Annotated in this window: 13 protein-coding genes and 1 pseudogene; 12 read left to right on the forward strand and 2 right to left on the reverse strand. The window is 44.4% G+C overall.

Features of this window, described 5'->3' with window-relative positions; translation table 11 throughout:
- Nucleotides 1–7 precede the first annotated feature (7 nt).
- From P7F88_RS16270 to P7F88_RS16320, 11 genes are read left to right on the forward strand one after another with little or no spacing between them, the layout of a single operon-like run.
- Nucleotides 8–361 carry an ApeI family dehydratase gene (locus P7F88_RS16270; protein ID WP_277826387.1) on the forward strand — a complete coding sequence of 118 codons (354 nt, stop codon included), beginning with the start codon at nucleotides 8–10 and terminating at the stop codon, nucleotides 359–361.
- Nucleotides 358–2,073 carry a glycosyltransferase family 2 protein gene (locus P7F88_RS16275; RefSeq protein ID WP_277826388.1) on the forward strand — a complete coding sequence of 572 codons (1,716 nt, stop codon included), beginning with the start codon at nucleotides 358–360 and terminating at the stop codon, nucleotides 2,071–2,073. The genes P7F88_RS16270 and P7F88_RS16275 overlap by 4 nt, the downstream gene beginning before the upstream one ends.
- Nucleotides 2,051–3,595 (forward strand): HAL/PAL/TAL family ammonia-lyase, encoded by a 1,545-nt coding sequence (locus tag P7F88_RS16280; RefSeq protein WP_277826390.1) that lies wholly within the window; start codon nucleotides 2,051–2,053, stop codon nucleotides 3,593–3,595. Before P7F88_RS16275 ends, P7F88_RS16280 begins: the two co-directional genes overlap by 23 nt.
- 15 nt (nucleotides 3,596–3,610) lie before the next feature.
- The gene (locus P7F88_RS16285; protein WP_277826391.1) at nucleotides 3,611–4,057 is read left to right on the forward strand and encodes an acyl-CoA thioesterase; all 447 of its coding nucleotides are present in this window, start codon (nucleotides 3,611–3,613) and stop codon (nucleotides 4,055–4,057) included.
- The gene (locus P7F88_RS16290) at nucleotides 4,038–4,664 is read left to right on the forward strand and encodes an outer membrane lipoprotein carrier protein LolA (protein ID WP_277826392.1); all 627 of its coding nucleotides are present in this window, start codon (nucleotides 4,038–4,040) and stop codon (nucleotides 4,662–4,664) included. The genes P7F88_RS16285 and P7F88_RS16290 overlap by 20 nt, the downstream gene beginning before the upstream one ends.
- Nucleotides 4,639–6,960 carry an MMPL family transporter gene (locus P7F88_RS16295; protein ID WP_277826393.1) on the forward strand — a complete coding sequence of 774 codons (2,322 nt, stop codon included), beginning with the start codon at nucleotides 4,639–4,641 and terminating at the stop codon, nucleotides 6,958–6,960. The genes P7F88_RS16290 and P7F88_RS16295 overlap by 26 nt, the downstream gene beginning before the upstream one ends.
- 17 nt (nucleotides 6,961–6,977) lie before the next feature.
- Nucleotides 6,978–7,562 (forward strand): DUF3261 domain-containing protein, encoded by a 585-nt coding sequence (locus tag P7F88_RS16300; RefSeq protein WP_277826394.1) that lies wholly within the window; start codon nucleotides 6,978–6,980, stop codon nucleotides 7,560–7,562.
- A gap of 21 nt (nucleotides 7,563–7,583) precedes the next feature.
- The gene (locus P7F88_RS16305) at nucleotides 7,584–8,780 is read left to right on the forward strand and encodes a beta-ketoacyl-[acyl-carrier-protein] synthase family protein (protein ID WP_277826395.1); all 1,197 of its coding nucleotides are present in this window, start codon (nucleotides 7,584–7,586) and stop codon (nucleotides 8,778–8,780) included.
- The gene (locus P7F88_RS16310; protein ID WP_277826396.1) at nucleotides 8,773–9,234 is read left to right on the forward strand and encodes a hotdog family protein; all 462 of its coding nucleotides are present in this window, start codon (nucleotides 8,773–8,775) and stop codon (nucleotides 9,232–9,234) included. The genes P7F88_RS16305 and P7F88_RS16310 overlap by 8 nt, the downstream gene beginning before the upstream one ends.
- The gene (locus P7F88_RS16315; RefSeq protein ID WP_277826397.1) at nucleotides 9,231–9,956 is read left to right on the forward strand and encodes a 3-ketoacyl-ACP reductase FabG2; all 726 of its coding nucleotides are present in this window, start codon (nucleotides 9,231–9,233) and stop codon (nucleotides 9,954–9,956) included. The genes P7F88_RS16310 and P7F88_RS16315 overlap by 4 nt, the downstream gene beginning before the upstream one ends.
- Nucleotides 9,953–11,182, forward strand: coding sequence for a beta-ketoacyl-ACP synthase (locus P7F88_RS16320; protein WP_277826398.1), 1,230 nt, complete (start codon nucleotides 9,953–9,955; stop codon nucleotides 11,180–11,182). The genes P7F88_RS16315 and P7F88_RS16320 overlap by 4 nt, the downstream gene beginning before the upstream one ends.
- A 253-nt stretch (nucleotides 11,183–11,435) precedes the next feature.
- On the opposite strand, the gene P7F88_RS16325 is transcribed toward P7F88_RS16320, so the two are convergent.
- The gene (locus P7F88_RS16325) at nucleotides 11,436–12,782 is read right to left on the reverse strand and encodes a sigma-54-dependent transcriptional regulator (RefSeq protein ID WP_277826399.1); all 1,347 of its coding nucleotides are present in this window, start codon (nucleotides 12,780–12,782) and stop codon (nucleotides 11,436–11,438) included.
- A gap of 3 nt (nucleotides 12,783–12,785) precedes the next feature.
- Nucleotides 12,786–14,568: pseudogene (locus P7F88_RS26470) on the reverse strand (ATP-binding protein).
- A 472-nt stretch (nucleotides 14,569–15,040) separates the two neighbouring features.
- Here P7F88_RS26470 and tig point away from each other — a divergent pair.
- The gene (gene tig, locus P7F88_RS16335) at nucleotides 15,041–16,345 is read left to right on the forward strand and encodes a trigger factor (RefSeq protein WP_277826400.1); all 1,305 of its coding nucleotides are present in this window, start codon (nucleotides 15,041–15,043) and stop codon (nucleotides 16,343–16,345) included.
- Nucleotides 16,346–16,458: the final 113 nt, after the last annotated feature.

The following is a 16,458-nucleotide window of genomic DNA, read 5'->3' on the forward strand; positions in this document are numbered from 1 at the left end:
AATGACGATGGCAAAGCGAAAACCAACAGTTATTTCTCAACACTGTGAAAATACCAAAGCAATATTAGAGCTAAAGGTTGATCGCGATATTTTAGATTTTACTGGACACTTTCCTTCATTTGCTTTGCTTCCCGGTGTGACTCAAATTGACTGGGTGATGTATTTTGCGAAGCAAGTATTAGGTGTTCATCAAGAATTTGCCGGGATGGAAGTGATTAAATTTCAGCAACCCATTTTACCCGATAGCCTGGTTAGCCTGGAGCTTAACTGGGATAAAGAACACTCAAAGCTGCAATTTAAGTATTTTAACCAGGAGCTGGTGCATGCATCTGGCAAGATAAAACTTGGTGACAGCCAATGAGTTTTAACCCCTGCATTATCATTCCTTGCTATAACCATGGCCCGATGGTTCCTAAAGTACTTGAGCTACTCAAGCCTTTTGGAATGCCTATTATTCTGGTGGATGATGGTAGTGATGATGAAACCAAAAGAATTCTGCGTCAGTTAGACTCTGAGGATATGACGCTTCTCTCTCTACCGGAGAACCAGGGCAAAGGTGGCGCGGTTATCGAAGGCATTCGATATGCCGGTTCTCAAGGGTTTACCCACGGTATTCAAATAGATGCTGACGGACAGCATGATTTAGAATCTCTTCCGAAACTGGTTGAAAAATCACAATCAGAACCAGATAAACTCATTTCAGGGAAACCACTTTACGATGACTCTGTACCCAGCTCCCGACTGTATGGGCGCTACATAACACATGTATGGGTATGGATTGAAACTCTGTCATTAAGCATCAAAGACAGCATGTGCGGGTCCCGCTCATATCCGATTGAAAAAACCATAGAGACACTGGATAAGTGCAATATCGGAACAAGGATGGATTTCGATACTGAAATTATGGTGCGCATGTACTGGGAAGGGGTCGACATTGATTTTGTCGATATCAGGGTGATTTATCCTGAAGACGGCCTTTCCCATTTTGATGTGCTAAAAGATAACCTCACGATCAGTAAAATGCATACCAAACTCTTCTTTGGCATGCTTCCTAGAATACCGAAGCTACTATGGCGAAAGTTATCGACACATAAGACTCAAAAAACCGAACAGAAACACTGGTCTACCATGGCAGAGAAGGGCAGTGTATTAGGCATTAAGACACTACTGTTTCTATATTCTGTGTTGGGAAGAACGGTGTTCAACCTGGTGTTGAAGCTAGTGATGTCTTACTACTACATGACAGGCAAAGAGTCTCGAACGCATTCTCAGGACTATCTATCTAAAGTGAAGCGCTATGGTGAAAATCAGGGTTTGACCTTGCCGGGAGAGCTGTCGGCGTATAACCACTTTGTCTCTTTTGGCAAATCCATGCTTGATAAACTGGCTGCATGGAAAGGGGATATACAGTATCAGCACCTTACCTTGTCCGGTGAACATATTTTTGATGATGTTATTACCCAAATGCAAGGCATCATCCTGCTTGGTTCGCATCACGGAAATCTGGAGTTATGCAGAGCGTTAAGTCGAAAGCACACGAATCTTAAAATTAACGCGCTGGTATTTACCGAGCATGCAGAGCACTTTAATACGGTAATGAAAGCAGTAAACCCTGACTCTGATATTAACTTAATTCAGGTACAGACTATCGGACCGGATACCGCGATTCTGCTACAGCAAAAACTCGAGCTGGGCGAATGGATAGTGATTGTTGGGGACAGAACCTCAACCACGCAGGAACAGAGGGTTGTCTGGGCGGATTTTCTGGGAGAACCAGCGCCGTTTCCTCAGGGCCCTTTCTTGCTGGCATCAGCATTAAAAGCACCCGTATTCTTGATCTTTGGTTTAAGGGATGAATCCAGACCACAGCCGCACTTCAACGTCTATTTTGAAAAGTTTGCGGACAAACTAGAGTTACCCAGAGGGAATCGCGAATCCGCTCTTCAAGGCTATGTTCAGCAATACGCGATGCGTTTACAGCACTATGTATTAGAAGCTCCGTTGCAGTGGTATAACTTTTTTAATTTTTGGAAATTAAGTAACAATAACAATGACAAGCACAACAAAGAATAGTATTCAGTTTGGCGCAGAACGACTAAGCATAGAAGATGTCGTCGCCATTTCTCAGGGCGCTCAGGCACACCTGAATGACTCAGAGGCATTTACCACTAAAATTGACCGTGGTGTCGCCTTTCTTGAGAAGTTATTGAAAGAAGAGGGCGTAATATATGGTGTCACTACCGGATATGGTGATTCATGTACTGTTGCGATCCCACCGGAGTTAGTCGATGAACTTCCTCTTCATCTTACCCGCTTTCACGGCTGTGGGCTGGGTGATATTCTGACACATGAGCAGGCAAGGGCTGTACTGGCTACCAGATTGTGTTCGTTGTCACAGGGAGTATCAGGCGTTTCCCATGAACTGCTTAATCAGCTCGTTACACTAATAAATAACGATATCTCTCCAAGAATTCCTCAGGAAGGCTCAGTGGGTGCGAGTGGTGATTTGACACCTCTATCTTATCTGGCTGCCGCGCTTATTGGTGAGCGTGATGTTCTGTACAAAGGGGAAATTCACCCGACAGAAAGTGTTTTCAAAGAGCTAGGTATCTCACCGATAAAACTGAAGCCTAAAGAAGGGTTGGCGTTGATGAACGGCACCTCGGTAATGACGGCTTTAGCTTGCCTGGCCTATAAGCGTGCAGAGTATCTTGCTCAGGTAGCGACAAAAATTACCGCAATGGTTTCTGTAGGGATGCAAGGTAATGACTTCCATTTTGATGAGGCTCTGTTTGCAGTGAAGCCTCATCCGGGTCAGCAACAGATTGCTTCCTGGCTAAGAAGCGATCTTGAAGCAGAACGACCACCTCGAAACAGTGACAGGCTTCAGGACAGATATTCTCTTCGCTGCGCCCCTCATGTCATTGGTGTGCTTCAGGATAGCCTGCCATGGCTGCGACAGCTTATAGAGAACGAACTGAACAGCGCAAATGACAACCCGATTATCGATGGAGATAATGAGCGAGTACTTCATGGCGGACACTTCTATGGTGGTCATATCGCAATGGCAATGGACACGCTCAAAACGGCTGTGGCGAATATCGCGGATCTACTGGATCGCCAGATGGCACAATTGATGGACTATAAGTTCAACAATGGATTGCCGTTTAACCTCACCGGGGCTCAAGGGGAGCGCAAACCAATCAATCACGGTTTTAAAGCGGTTCAGATTGGTATTTCTGCATGGACGGCAGAGGCTTTGAAAAACACCATGCCAGCGAGTGTCTTTTCACGCTCTACTGAGTGCCATAATCAGGATAAGGTAAGCATGGGGACTATCGCTTCAAGAGATTGCATACGAGTCTTGGAGCTGACAGAACAGGTTGCAGCAGCATCTTTACTTGCGGCTTGTCAGGCAATAGAGCTACGTAAGAGACAAGAACAATTGAACGAAGAGCATATGAGTGGTGATCTTAAGCGAATGCAGCAAGAACTGCAGAAAGAGTTCCAGTTTGTTGAAGAAGACAGACCGCTGGAAGGTGACCTTCGCCATATCGTTGAACTGATCCAGAAACAGTACTGGAAACTCTACTAAGGTCGGGAACAAATAATGAGTAGTCATCGATTTGAACTAGAAACGGAAGTGGTGCTTAAGCCCTCTTTTCAGGACGCTGACCCTATGGGAGTGGTTTACCACGGCAACTATTTTCGTTTCTTTGAAGAAGCACGACGTATTCTGCTGGATAAAATCAATTACGGCTATCGTGAAATGAATAGCTCCGGCTATGCGTGGCCGGTTATTGATACCAGAGTGAAGTACATAAAGCCGATACCGTTTCATCATGAGATTCGCGTGACTGCAAAACTGGTGGAGTGGGAAAACAGGCTTCGGGTTGATTTTCAGATATTCGATAACGGTAATGGAGCGAGAATGACTAAAGCTCATACTACTCAGGTTGCCGTTGATATGACTACCGAGGAGATGTGTTTTGCTTCTCCAAAAGTTTTTACAGATAAAGTTGAGTACTGGTTCGAGCATGGCAAACTTAAAGACTAACGTAATCGCTGGAGTCTGGTTTTTTCTGGCTCTTATTGTCTCCCCTAATCTGTTTGCTAAAAGCATGGAAGAGGTTCAGCAACATCTCTCTTCCCATCCTGTTGTCCGTGGTGATTTTGAACAGGTTCGAGAGCTTGAAATGTTTAAGAAGCCTCTGGTTTCTACAGGAGAGTTTACCGTTGCCAAAGAGTATGGATTGCTCTGGGGGCAGAAACAGCCTTTTGTAATATCTCTTGTTCTAACGGAAGATAAATTAAGTCAGAAGTTCGGCGAGCAGGATGCTCAGGTAATGACTTCTGACGAGAATCCAATGGCGTTTTATTTCAGCCATCTTTTTCTTGGTCTATTTCAGGGAGATACTGAACAGTTAAAGAGCCAATTTAAATTGATCTTTAATTCGGAAAATGAGTCCTGGAAAATGGAACTTGTTCCGTTAAAAGCCCCAATCGATAAGGTCTTTACGTCAATTGAGATTTCCGGCTCTGACTATATCAACTCAATAAAATTAAATGAGGTTAGGGGTGATGTAACCACCATTAACTTCAGCAACCAGAACCATGTTCCTGATGAGCTAAGTGATAATGAAAAACTGGCTTTCCAGCTCTGATGGCAGCAGGGCGCTTTCACGCCTTTGGCTTGTTGCGTTTCTTATCTTCTCAGCTTTATTGCTGCGCAATACGCTTTGGCAGGAAAAGCCTTTTATTGAGACCGATGTATTAGCGCTGCTACCAGAAAACCGACAGGATCCGGTAGCGCAGGAGGCCTTTGACAAGATTGCTGACAGTGTCAGTAATAAAGTTATCTTTGTGCTATCAGATTCGGATAAGGCTTCTTTATATGATTCTGCAGAATGGTTTTCCAGTCAGCTTTCAGCACTGGCTATTTTTGAACAAGTAACAGCCCAAATACCTGAAGCGACTCAAAAGGAGTGGGCAAAGTTCTATTTCGAGAATCGTTTTCAGTTATTAACTGAAGAACAAAGATCGACACTTAAGTCTGACCCTAAGGTTCAGACTGCTCATGTCGTTCAGTCAATCTATAACCCTTTTTTAGGGGTGACAGGTGCCGAACTAAGCGTCGACCCTTTCCTTCTCCACCGGGATTATATCGCCTATCTCTCGTCTCTTGCTGGCAAGTTTAAAGCCGACGATGGTTATCTGGTGCAGAATGCACAAGGTGAGTGGCACCTTCTAATCGTGGCTGAGCTTAAGTCGTCACCCTATAACTTTACTGCTCAGGAGCAAGTGCCTTACCTGAATCAGTTGGAACACGATTTGACGGATAAGTTTGGCGTGAGTGCGATTCATACCGGAGCCCTGTTCTATGCTTCATTTGGTACAGATAGCGCTAAATCGGAAATCAGTACAATTGGTTTAGGCTCTCTTGTTGGTGTTTTGGTTCTGTTTTTGACCATTTACCGAAGTGCATTGCCTCTAACTCTGGCTCTGGTTTCCATTTCTGCCGGGTTTATTTGTGCGCTTTCTGTCTCTTTGCTGATATTCGATAAGGTCCATCTGTTTAGCCTGGTTTTTGGTGCCAGCCTGATAGGGGTGTCGATTGATTACTCCTTCCACTACCTGACAGAGCGACTGGTGGCAGGAAGAGAGTGGAATGCTGGTGAAGCACTGAAACATGTCTTTGGTGCTATTACCTTAGGGCTGATTACTAGCCTGATTGGATACCTTGGGTTGCTTGTTGCTCCGTTCCCCGGATTGCAGCAATTGTCGGTATTTTCAAGTGTTGGTTTGATTTCTTCCTACTTGACTGTGGTCTGCTGGTATCCGGTTCTCGCCAGAAAGCCTTCTGGTACTGGTAAGCTGCCAGGGGAAGGATTATGGACAAAATGGCTTGCTTTATGGGCATCTAAAAAATTCAGATTCGGTTTTCCGCTAACAATAGCGGTTGTTTCGCTGATTTTGCTTGGAAAGACGACTTACAACGACGATATCCGGCAGCTACAGGCGATGCCTGATGCGTTAAAACAACAGGAAGCAAAGATACAACAGTTAACCGGGCTGTCGAGTAGTCAGCAAATGTTGTTAGTTGCCGGATCGGATGAACAGGCGCTTTTACAGGAGTTGGAGACTTTATCTCAGCAATTGGATCGCTTTAAGGGTGATGGGTTACTGGAAAGCTATCAGAGTATTCATCAATATCTCCCAAGCATAAAGCGACAGCAAGAAAACCATTCCTATATTGAGTCACTGTATCAGGCTGAAGGTGCAAATCTAGAAGTAGCTTTGGGTCTATCAAAGACTGATTTTCAGGTTAAGCCTTTCTCACCTGTTAATCTTAATGATTTCTTATCATCGCCTGTATCTGATGCGATAAGCTTTCTGTGGCTTGGAGAAGTTCAGAAGCAGCAATATGCGTTAATTTCACTTAATAAGGTGTCAAACAGCCAGAAGATAAAGGACTGGGCTGAAACAATAGATCAGGTGACGTATCTGAACAAAGCCGATGAGATTTCTCAGCTATTTGGTGAATACCGTTCCAACGTCACTTTGTTATTGGTAGTTGCTGTTGTTTCTATCTGCCTGATATTAGGCTGGCGCTATGGCTTTACCCAGAGTCTATTGATGGTTTTGCCTCCTGTTATTGCTGGTTTCGCCGCAATAGCGGTAAGCAGTATTACCGGGGTGCCAGTTAATCTATTTAATCTTCTGGCACTGGTTTTAATTCTCGGTATTGGTATCGACTATACGCTGTTTTTTACCGAGCAAATCCAGAGTAAAACAACTCTGCTGGCCATTACGTTATCCGCTATAACAACAATTCTATCGTTTGGACTGCTTGCTTTAAGTAACACCAATGCTATTCACAGCTTTGGTATCACAATACTGACAGGTATTTTTGTCTCATGGCTTCTTTCACCACTGGCACTGACCAGAACAGATAAATAAAAGGAACTGGCGTAAAAATGATTCGCTCTATTCGTTGTATCACACTTATGACACTGCTTTCGGTGCTATGTGCTTGTGCGTCAGTAACAGAAACGCCGGATAACACGGTTCAGGTTACTCGGGGTCGTTATATTGAGTTGCCTGATCCAGAGGATTTGGCAAAAGAGGTCTCCGTCAATCAGCTGATTACGGTTGACTGGCAGGGCAAGGTTCAGCAGTTACCCGTTAAACTAGAGGTAGAGAACAAAAAAGTTGTTCTGGCGGGATTTTCTTCCTGGGGAACCCGAATATTTAGCCTCGAATATCAATCCGGTGAAGTGGTAACAGAGGTATTACCCGGGCTAGAAGGTCAGTTACCCGATCCAAAGCAAGTGCTTTTCTATATCATGATCAGTTTATGGCCGCAAGAGGTATGGGAGTCAAGGCTGGCAGAGGCTAACTGGCAGTTAACCGAACAGTCAGATAAAAGGATTTTAATGGATTCCGCTAAAAAAGAAGTGGTATCCATCTATTACTCCGATATTAATGACATGTTGGCGGGAGACATACGCCTGGAAAGCCAGCATGATGGTTATTCGATTCTGATATCGACACTAGATTAGAAGTAGTGAGTGCAGCGCACGATGGACAATATTAAAAAAAGATTTCCCGTATACATTAATGCTTGTGGTTTTAACTCTGCTTTAGGTAGCGAGAAAGAGACTGTGATAGCGCGCCTGAAGGGTGAGCAGAGTGCTGATATGGAGTTGGCTGAAGATGTTCTGAATAACGGCAAAGCAACAGTTGTAGGGCGAGTAAAATCGGAGCTTCCTCAGCTGCCTGCTAGCTTGAGCAGATTTGATAGCCGCAACAACCAAATTGCACTTTCAGCTGTGATTCAGATTGAAGAGAGTGTCAATGCCGCCATAAAGCAATATGGCTCAGACAGAGTGGCTGTCATTATTGGCACCAGCACGTCAGGCATATCGGATGGTGAAGCGGCATTAAAAGAAAAACTCGATACAGGGGAGTTTCCACATGACTATCACTACTTCAAACAAGAGTTGGGGAACCCGGCAGAGTTTATCAGAGAGTATTTTTGTCTGGCTGGCTCCTGTTATTGTGTATCCACGGCCTGTTCTTCAAGTGGCAGAGCCTTTTTGTCAGCCAAACGCTTATTGAAAGCAGGGCTGGCGGATGCTGTGATCGTAGGTGGTGTTGATAGTCTTTGCAGCTTGACACTAAACGGTTTTAACGGCCTTGAGGCTCTATCCAATAAGCATTGTAATCCGTTCAGCATTAATCGGGATGGTATCAATATCGGAGAAGCTGCTGCAGTAATGTTGCTCTCTTTATCTCGGTCTGAAGGAAGTATTGCGCTTCTCGGGGCAGGGGATAGTTCTGATGCACATCATATTTCTGCTCCTCACCCTGAAGGAAAAGGTGCAGAGGAAGCGATGTTGAAAGCTCTTGATGATGCTGCTCTTTCCCCTAGTGACATCGGCTATGTCAATGCACATGGGACAGCGACACCATTAAATGATGCTATGGAGAGTAAGGCAATAAACCGTGTGTTTTCCGATGAGGTTCCGGTTAGTTCAACTAAGCCTTTAACCGGGCATACACTGGGTGCTGCCAGCGCTGTTGAAGCAGCCATTTGCTGGTATGTGTTGAAATACAATTTGTCGTTGCCAGTACAATTGAATGATGGACATTTTGAGGATTTTTCTCTGCAATTTGTAAAGCAGGGTATTCCATTGAATGGAAAGGCGGTTCTGAGCAACTCCTTTGCATTTGGTGGAAACAATATTAGTTTGATTTTTGGGTATGCAGATGACTGATTTACCAGATGTAAAAGACCTATTACCTCACGAAGCGTCGATGGCTTTTATCGATAGACTGATCGACGTGGATGAAACATCGGTGCATTGTCAGGTTGATGTGAGTGAATCGAATCTGTTTTTTGATAAAGAAACAAATGGTATACCAGCTTATGTCGGCATTGAATTTATGGCCCAGACAATTGCGGCGTGGTCGGGATACCATGCATGGCGCGTTCAAAATCCGCCCCCGGTCGGTTTCTTGTTAGGAAGCCGTCGGTATAATACGGATGTCAGTGCGTTTGAGAGCGGCAGCTTGCTAGATGTCTATGCAGAGCAAGTGATGGAAGACAATGGAATGGCAGTGTTTACAGGCAGAATTGAGCATGATGGAAAATCAGTTGCTCAATGTCAGCTTAATGTCTACGTGCCGAGTGAAGAGAAATTAGAAGAAATGAAGAAGGTTGGTAAGTGAAAAGGCAGGTGTTGGTAACAGGTGCGAGTAAAGGCATCGGAAGAGCTATTGCCATTCAGCTGGCAACAGATGGATTTGAGGTAATTGTTCACTATATGGGTGACAAACAAGGCGCTCAGCAGACTCTGGCTGAAATAGAAGCTCTTGGACAATCAGGACGAATCATTCAGTTTGATATCGCTGACCGGGAACAATGTCGCGAAGTTCTTGAATCAGATATTGATACTCATGGGGCCTATTACGGCGTTGTAAATAACGCTGGAATAACACGCGACACAGCATTTCCTGCAATGACCGAAGAAGAGTGGGATGGCGTGATTCATACCAACCTGGACAGCTTTTATAACGTTCTTCATCCATGTGTTATGCCTATGGTTCAAGCCAGAAAAGGTGGTCGTATCATCACGCTTGCTTCAGTTTCGGGTTTAATGGGAAACCGCGGCCAAACGAACTATAGCGCGGCAAAAGCAGGCGTTATTGGCGCAACAAAATCACTCGCACTAGAGCTGGCAAAAAGAAAAATAACCGTTAACTGTATTGCTCCGGGTCTTATCGATACGGGCATGATAGAAGAGCACGTGAAAGAGCATGCTCTTCCTCAGGTTCCTCTGAGAAGAATGGGTAAACCAGAGGAGGTTGCCGGACTGGCAAGTTATCTAATGTCAGATATTGCAGCTTACGTCACAAGGCAGGTTATTTCAGTTAATGGAGGTTTAATATGAATCGTAGGGTTGTTGTTACAGGTATGTCTGGCGTGACTGCTTTTGGTAATAGCTGGGAAAGTGTTATGCCAAAGCTACAAGCCTGCGAGAATGCGACACAGTATATGCCAGACTATGAGCAGTATGATGGCTTAAACACTAAGCTGGCGGCTCCGGTAGATGACTTTTCTCTGCCAAAGCATTATACCCGCAAAAAGATTCGTTCTATGGGAAGGGTTTCGAAGCTGGCGACTCTGGCATCAGAAAATGCTCTGGTTCAGAGCGGGTTAATTGGCAATGAAGTTTTGACCAACGGGCAAACGGGCATTGCTTATGGTTCATCTACAGGAAGCACAGATGCAGTCGGCGCGTTTGGCGTGATGCTGAATGACAAGTCGACTTCTGCAATTACAGCAACTACCTATGTGCAAATGATGCCTCATACAACGGCTGTCAATGTTGGGCTTTTCTTTGGATTAAAAGGGAGAGTGATTCCAACAAGTAGTGCATGTACTTCGGGTAGTCAGGCTATTGGATACGCTTATGAAGCGATAAAGCACGGCTATCAGACCGTTATGGTTGCTGGTGGTGCAGAAGAGCTGTGTCCTACCGAGTCAGCCGTTTTTGATACCCTGTTTGCAACGAGCCTTAAGAACGACGACCCTAAATCGACACCAAGCCCGTACGATAAAGACCGCGACGGATTGGTTATCGGTGAAGGCGCCGGGACGTTAGTGCTGGAAGAGTTTGAACACGCAGTGGCTCGAGGAGCACATATCTATGCCGAACTTATTGGCTTTGCGAGTAACTGTGATGCTGCCCATGTTACTCAGCCGCAAAAGGAAACCATGCAGATCTGTATGGAGCTTGCTCTAAAAGATGCCAATCTTAGCCCAGATAAAATTGGCTATGTATCGGCTCACGGAACAGCGACAGAAAGAGGCGATATCGCTGAGAGTAATGCAACAGAAAGTGTTTTCGGTAGTGTTCCTATCAGTTCATTAAAGAGTTATTTCGGACACACCTTAGGTGCATGTGGCGCGATTGAAGCCTGGTTGAGTATTGAAATGATGAATCAGGGATGGTTTAGCCCTACGCTAAATTTGACTAACCTTGATGAGAGATGCGGAAACCTGGATTACATCACCAATTCAGGCAGAGAGATCAACTGCGAATACATCATGAGCAACAACTTTGCCTTCGGTGGCATAAATACTTCTCTAATATTTAAGAAAGTAGCTCAGTAACTCTAAGGATGCCTGTTTAATTTGAACCGTTGCAGCTCAACCTGCTAGTTCCTGAACCACAAACACTGTTCGCGCTCGAATAGGTTCGAGCGCTCGTCCACACGATCCTCCGTGGGGATGCATATCAGACTCGAATTTATCAGTCATCACTTCAATATATAATGCATTCCCACGCAGAGCGTGAGGAATGAGGGTATATGCATGAAATCCAATCTAAAAACTGTTTAATATGGTTCACCTGAGGTCCTTAGGCTCAGCTTAGCTTGTAATTATCTTTATCCAGCTCATATCGCTGCATTTTGTCGTAGAGTGTTTTACGGGCAAGGCTAAGCTTGTCCATTGTCTCTTTTATACTTCCGCCACACTCGATCAGGGCTTGCTCGATTACCGAACGCTCGAACTCAGCAACCTGTTCAGCCAATGTGGTTGCTTCAGAATTAGAGCTTTGTTCACTACCATCAAGCTGAACCAATTTACCTAGCAAAACATAGCGTTCGGCAGCATTTCTTAGTTCTCGTACATTCCCGGGCCAACTATGAGTTAACAGTAATTGTAGATCTGCCTGTGAGAGTGAGGTTGCTGCTTTTCCGTATCTGGCTGCCGCGACCAACAAAAAATGATGGAACAGGGCAGGGATATCTTCTTTTCGCTCTCTAAGCGGAGGTAAGTCGAGAGTCACGATATTAAGTCTGTAGTAAAGATCTTCGCGGAAGGTGCCTTCTGCAGCCGCTTGTTTTAAATCGACTTTAGTTGCCGCGATAACCCTTATATCAAGTGGAATCGCCTGGTTTGAGCCGACACGCTCAATGGTTCGCTCTTGTAACACTCGCAGCAATTTTATCTGTGCCTGCATTGGCATCGACTCTATTTCATCAAGAAAAAGTGTTCCTCCCTGAGCATATTCAAACTTACCGATACGTTTGGCTTCTGCTCCGGTAAATGCCCCTTTTTCGTGACCGTATAACTCACTTTCGATCAGGTTTTCCGGAACTGCGCCACAGTTAACGGCAACAAAATTTTGTTCTCTGCGGCTGCTTTGTTCATGTAAGGAACGGGCGATAAGCTCCTTACCTGTCCCTGTTTCACCAAATAGAAGAATATCGGCATGGGTGTCTGCGATATGGGTGATGGTGTCACGTAAAGCGTTTACCGCCGCTGTTTCGCCAATGATTCTTGGGCCAAGAGGGGTTTTGGCTTTTAGTGCCTGTTTCAGCTGTTTGTTTTCTTCTGTCAGTTGGCGTTTTTCAATCGCACGATTAACGGTTTCAATGAGCCTGTCGGTAGAAAAAGGCTTCTCAATAAAGTCATAAGCCCCATCATGCATCGATTGCACAGCCATCGAGATATCACCATGACCAGTGATAAGAATCACAGGGAGTTCATCGTCTAGCCTTTTTACGGAATTTAGTAAGTCCTGGCCTGAAATCCCGGGAAGGCATATGTCGGTAACTACAACCAAAGGCAGACCGTTTTGTTTAATGTCCAGCAATGCGGTTTCTGCGTCCGGAAAAAACCTAGCGGATATGTCTGCCAGTTCAAATGCCTGTTCGTAGGCAATTCTCATGTCGAGTTCATCGTCTATAAAATACAGCTGGCACATACATTATCCTTGTTTTGGTGTGGCAATCGAAATAGTGAGGCAGGCTCCACCCAGTTCGGAGCTCCCAATATCCAGTGACCCGTTCATGCTTTTCATTATCTGGCGGGATATGGATAGCCCCAGTCCGAGGCCATTTTGTTTTGTTGTATAGAACGGCTCAAACAGGCGTGTACCGTTTTCATTTGAAATTCCCGAACCACTATCTTCTATCAATAATTGTATCTGTTCAGTGCTCTCGCTTAGCGTGACACGTACCTGCTTTCTTTTACTTTGGCCAAGCGCTTCAATAGCGTTCGATATCAGATTAATAACAACTTGTTCTAGTTGAATCGGATTGATTTTCGCTCTGGTTTGCTCATCAGGGAAAATAGTATCTAATTGAATTTGATTGGCGCGTAGCCGAGTTTTCATCAACTCTAGTGCTGATATGACTACGGGCTGAACGTGAGCCTCAACTAACTCTTCTGACGAACTTTTTCTGGCGAAAGTTTTGAGCTGTTGGCTGATCTTCGCCATTCGATCGGTAAGAGCTGAAATGCGTATCAGGTTATCGGACGTTCGTTCAGGCTGCCCTTTATCTAAAAACTTCTTGCCGTTTTCGGCAAAACTACGGATTGCTGCGAGGGGATTATTAAGTTCATGGCTGATACTGGCTGACATTTCCCCAAGCACAGCGAGTTTAGCTGCCTGAATCAGTTCATTCTGAGTTTTACGCAGTGCTTGCTCTGTTTTCTCTCTCTGAAATTTCTACCTGAAGCTCTGCGGTTCGGGCCATTACCTGAAATTCTAACTTCTGTTTTGATTCGGCTTCTATTTGGGCGATTTGTCGGCGTTTTATTTGTCTGCTTCTAACTAGTAACCAACACGCCAAAATCAAGGCATAAATAAGAGTGATGATGATGATAAAGCCGAAGGTAGACCAAAAGATCTGAACCTTTGGTGAAAGAACTCGGACGATAAGTTCTTGCGAGTTGAGTGTTGTCTTTGCGCTCAGGTAGGTGCCTGTATATAAAATCGGATTAGCTCTTGCTAACTCACCTGTAGGCCCTTCATGGTCGAAGGCATAGTGCAATGTATCCAGCGTTTTATCGAGATATCGCTGAGTCTCTTTAATGGCGTCTTTTTTCGTTTCGGTAAGAGGCAGAAAGCTTTTGAATAACCAGTTAGGTTGACTAGACATAAAAATCACATCGTCAAAGTCGGTGACGACTAACTGACTTTGAGTATTCGACCACCCCTCTTCTATGTTAGATAGATTGGTCTTAACAACGATTACCCCTAGTGTATCTGCGGCATATATCACTGGATAAGAGTAATAAAATCCCCGTTTACCGGAAGTAGAGCCCAGTGCGAAGTACTGGCCATTTTGCTTGTTCATTGCCTGTTGAAAATAGGGGCGAAAAGCGAAGTTTCTGCCGATAAAGGTATCTGGTTTTTGCCAGTTACTCGCTGCAATGGTTGTACCTTGCGGATCAAGCAAATAAATATCGGATGCTTCTACTATCCCTGCAACGTTTTCCAGGTAGCGATTGGTTATTTCAATTTGAGCACTGTTGTCTGAATGTACCAAGGCGTCAATTAGCTCGCTGTCTTTGGATAACAGCCTAGGGATATAGATATATTTTTCTAACTGGCTGTTTAGCTGATTGGCAAAGCGGTTTAGGTCCGAAAGGTTGGTGTCAATTTGTCGTTGATAACGGACTTCCCAGTACAAATAACCGGCAATAAAGGCGGTAAGACAGTAAAAAAGGATAATTATGAAAGAGATACGTCTTAGTTTTGTCACTCTTAATTCCTTTTTCTGACTTCAGCTAAAGGTAAATTGTGTCAGAAAAGTTAATGATTAGTTAGCGTTAACCGGAGCGAAAATAAGACAAAGATCTCTTTTTGCTTATTTAAAGAAAAAAACAGTACGATTCGTTGAAAAAACATATATCGTCCCCATCTTCAAACAGACAAATTGAGAATTTAGGTGATGACTCGACAGCGCCATATCATATCGCTAGAATGTCGCGTCTAATTTTTTGGTCCTGAGACTAATAGGAGATACCTTTTTCAGTCAAATGTTAAAGATATCGCTGATTAGTTCGATGTCTGAAATGCAAAAACCTGATGATTTGGGTTGGCAAATCCGGCATCTATGCTCGATTTAGAATTTGTATTCGAAAGAATACAACAAGGATATAGCCAGGTATTCGAACAGAAATACTGGGTTAAGTTACTCAGATAAACTGAGTTAGTTTTGAGGTTTATTAATAATGCAAGCTACTGTTGAAACTCTAGAAGGCCTAGAACGCCGTCTAAATATTACTGTTCCTGCTGCTAACATCGAAGACGCAGTAACAGCGGAACTTCGCAACATCGCTAAAAACCGTCGTTTCGATGGTTTCCGTAAAGGTAAAGTGCCTTTGAAGATGGTTGCTCAAATGTACGGCAAAGCAGTACGTCAAGATGTGATGGGCGAAGTAATGCAGCGTCACTTCATCGAAGCTATCGTTAAAGAAAAAATCAACCCGGCAGGCGCTCCTACTTTTGAACCAGTAGAAAACGAAGCAGGTAAAGATCTAGTATTCAACGCAACTTTTGAAGTTTACCCAGAAGTAGAACTTAAAGGTCTTGAAAACATCACTGTTGAGAAACCAGCAGTAGAAGTTAAAGATGCAGACGTTGAAGAGATGATCGAAACTCTACGTAAGCAGCAAGCTAACTGGATCGAGTCTGAAGAAGCGGCTGGTGAAGGCACTCGCGCTACTATCGATTTCGTTGGTTCTATCGATGGTGAAGAGTTTGAAGGCGGTAAAGCTGAGAACTTCCCTCTAGAAATGGGCGCTGGTCGCATGATCCCTGGTTTTGAAGACGGTATCGCAGGTAAGACTGCTGGTATGGAATTCGAAATCGACGTGACTTTCCCAGAAGACTACCACGCTGAAAACCTAAAAGGTAAAGAAGCTAAGTTCGCAATCAAGGTGAACAAAGTAGAAACTCGTGAACTACCAGAACTAAACGACGAGTTCGTTTCTAAGTTCGGTGTTGCTGAAGGCGGCGTTGACGCACTTAAAGCTGAAGTTCGTAAAAACATGGAGCGTGAACTAACTCAAGCAGTTAAGAACCGCATCAAAGAGCAGGCTATCGACGGTCTTGTTAAAGAGAACGACATCGATGTTCCTTCAGCTCTTATCGATCAGGAAATCGGTGTTCTACGTCAGCAAGCAGCTCAGCGTTTCGGTGGCAACCCAGAAGCAGCAGAACAGCTTCCACGTGAACTGTTCGAAGAGCAAGCTAAGCGTCGTGTAGTTGTTGGCCTTCTACTTGGTGAAGTAATCAAGTCTGAAGAGCTAAAAGCTGATGACGAGAAAGTGAAAGCACTTATCGAAGAAATGGCGACAGCTTACGAAGACCCATCTGAAGTAGTTGCATACTACGAGCAGAACGAAGAGATGATGAACAACATGCGCAACGTTGCTCTAGAAGAGCAAGCAATCGACGCTATCATCGCAAAAGCTCAGGTTAGCGAAAAAGAAGTTGGCTTCAATGACATCATGAACCAGCAGCAGCCTGCGTAACTTCACTTTTCAGGCAGAAAGTTGACCTAATATCAACTTCTCTGCTATCAATGGTCCGTTTGAGTTTCTCATTCGGACCATTTTGTACCATTCTATATAAATGTTCCGTTAAA

The organism is Vibrio hannami (genome assembly GCF_029589055.1).
Taxonomy (GTDB): Bacteria; Pseudomonadota; Gammaproteobacteria; order Enterobacterales; family Vibrionaceae; genus Vibrio; species Vibrio hannami.

What these genes read in the sequence shown, in the direction of transcription:
- P7F88_RS16290 (WP_277826392.1), top strand. Translation starts at nt 4,038, where the DNA reads ATGGCAAACTTAAAGACTAACGTAATCGCTGGAGTCTGGTTTTTTCTG.
- P7F88_RS16285 (WP_277826391.1), top strand. Translation starts at nt 3,611, where the DNA reads ATGAGTAGTCATCGATTTGAACTAGAAACGGAAGTGGTGCTTAAGCCC.
- P7F88_RS16325 (WP_277826399.1), bottom strand. Translation starts at nt 12,782, where the DNA reads ATGTGCCAGCTGTATTTTATAGACGATGAACTCGACATGAGAATTGCC.
- P7F88_RS16310 (WP_277826396.1), top strand. Translation starts at nt 8,773, where the DNA reads ATGACTGATTTACCAGATGTAAAAGACCTATTACCTCACGAAGCGTCG.
- tig (WP_277826400.1), top strand. Translation starts at nt 15,041, where the DNA reads ATGCAAGCTACTGTTGAAACTCTAGAAGGCCTAGAACGCCGTCTAAAT.
- P7F88_RS16280 (WP_277826390.1), top strand. Translation starts at nt 2,051, where the DNA reads ATGACAAGCACAACAAAGAATAGTATTCAGTTTGGCGCAGAACGACTA.
- P7F88_RS16295 (WP_277826393.1), top strand. Translation starts at nt 4,639, where the DNA reads ATGAAAAACTGGCTTTCCAGCTCTGATGGCAGCAGGGCGCTTTCACGC.
- P7F88_RS16305 (WP_277826395.1), top strand. Translation starts at nt 7,584, where the DNA reads ATGGACAATATTAAAAAAAGATTTCCCGTATACATTAATGCTTGTGGT.
- P7F88_RS16275 (WP_277826388.1), top strand. Translation starts at nt 358, where the DNA reads ATGAGTTTTAACCCCTGCATTATCATTCCTTGCTATAACCATGGCCCG.
- P7F88_RS16320 (WP_277826398.1), top strand. Translation starts at nt 9,953, where the DNA reads ATGAATCGTAGGGTTGTTGTTACAGGTATGTCTGGCGTGACTGCTTTT.
- P7F88_RS16270 (WP_277826387.1), top strand. Translation starts at nt 8, where the DNA reads ATGGCAAAGCGAAAACCAACAGTTATTTCTCAACACTGTGAAAATACC.
- P7F88_RS16300 (WP_277826394.1), top strand. Translation starts at nt 6,978, where the DNA reads ATGATTCGCTCTATTCGTTGTATCACACTTATGACACTGCTTTCGGTG.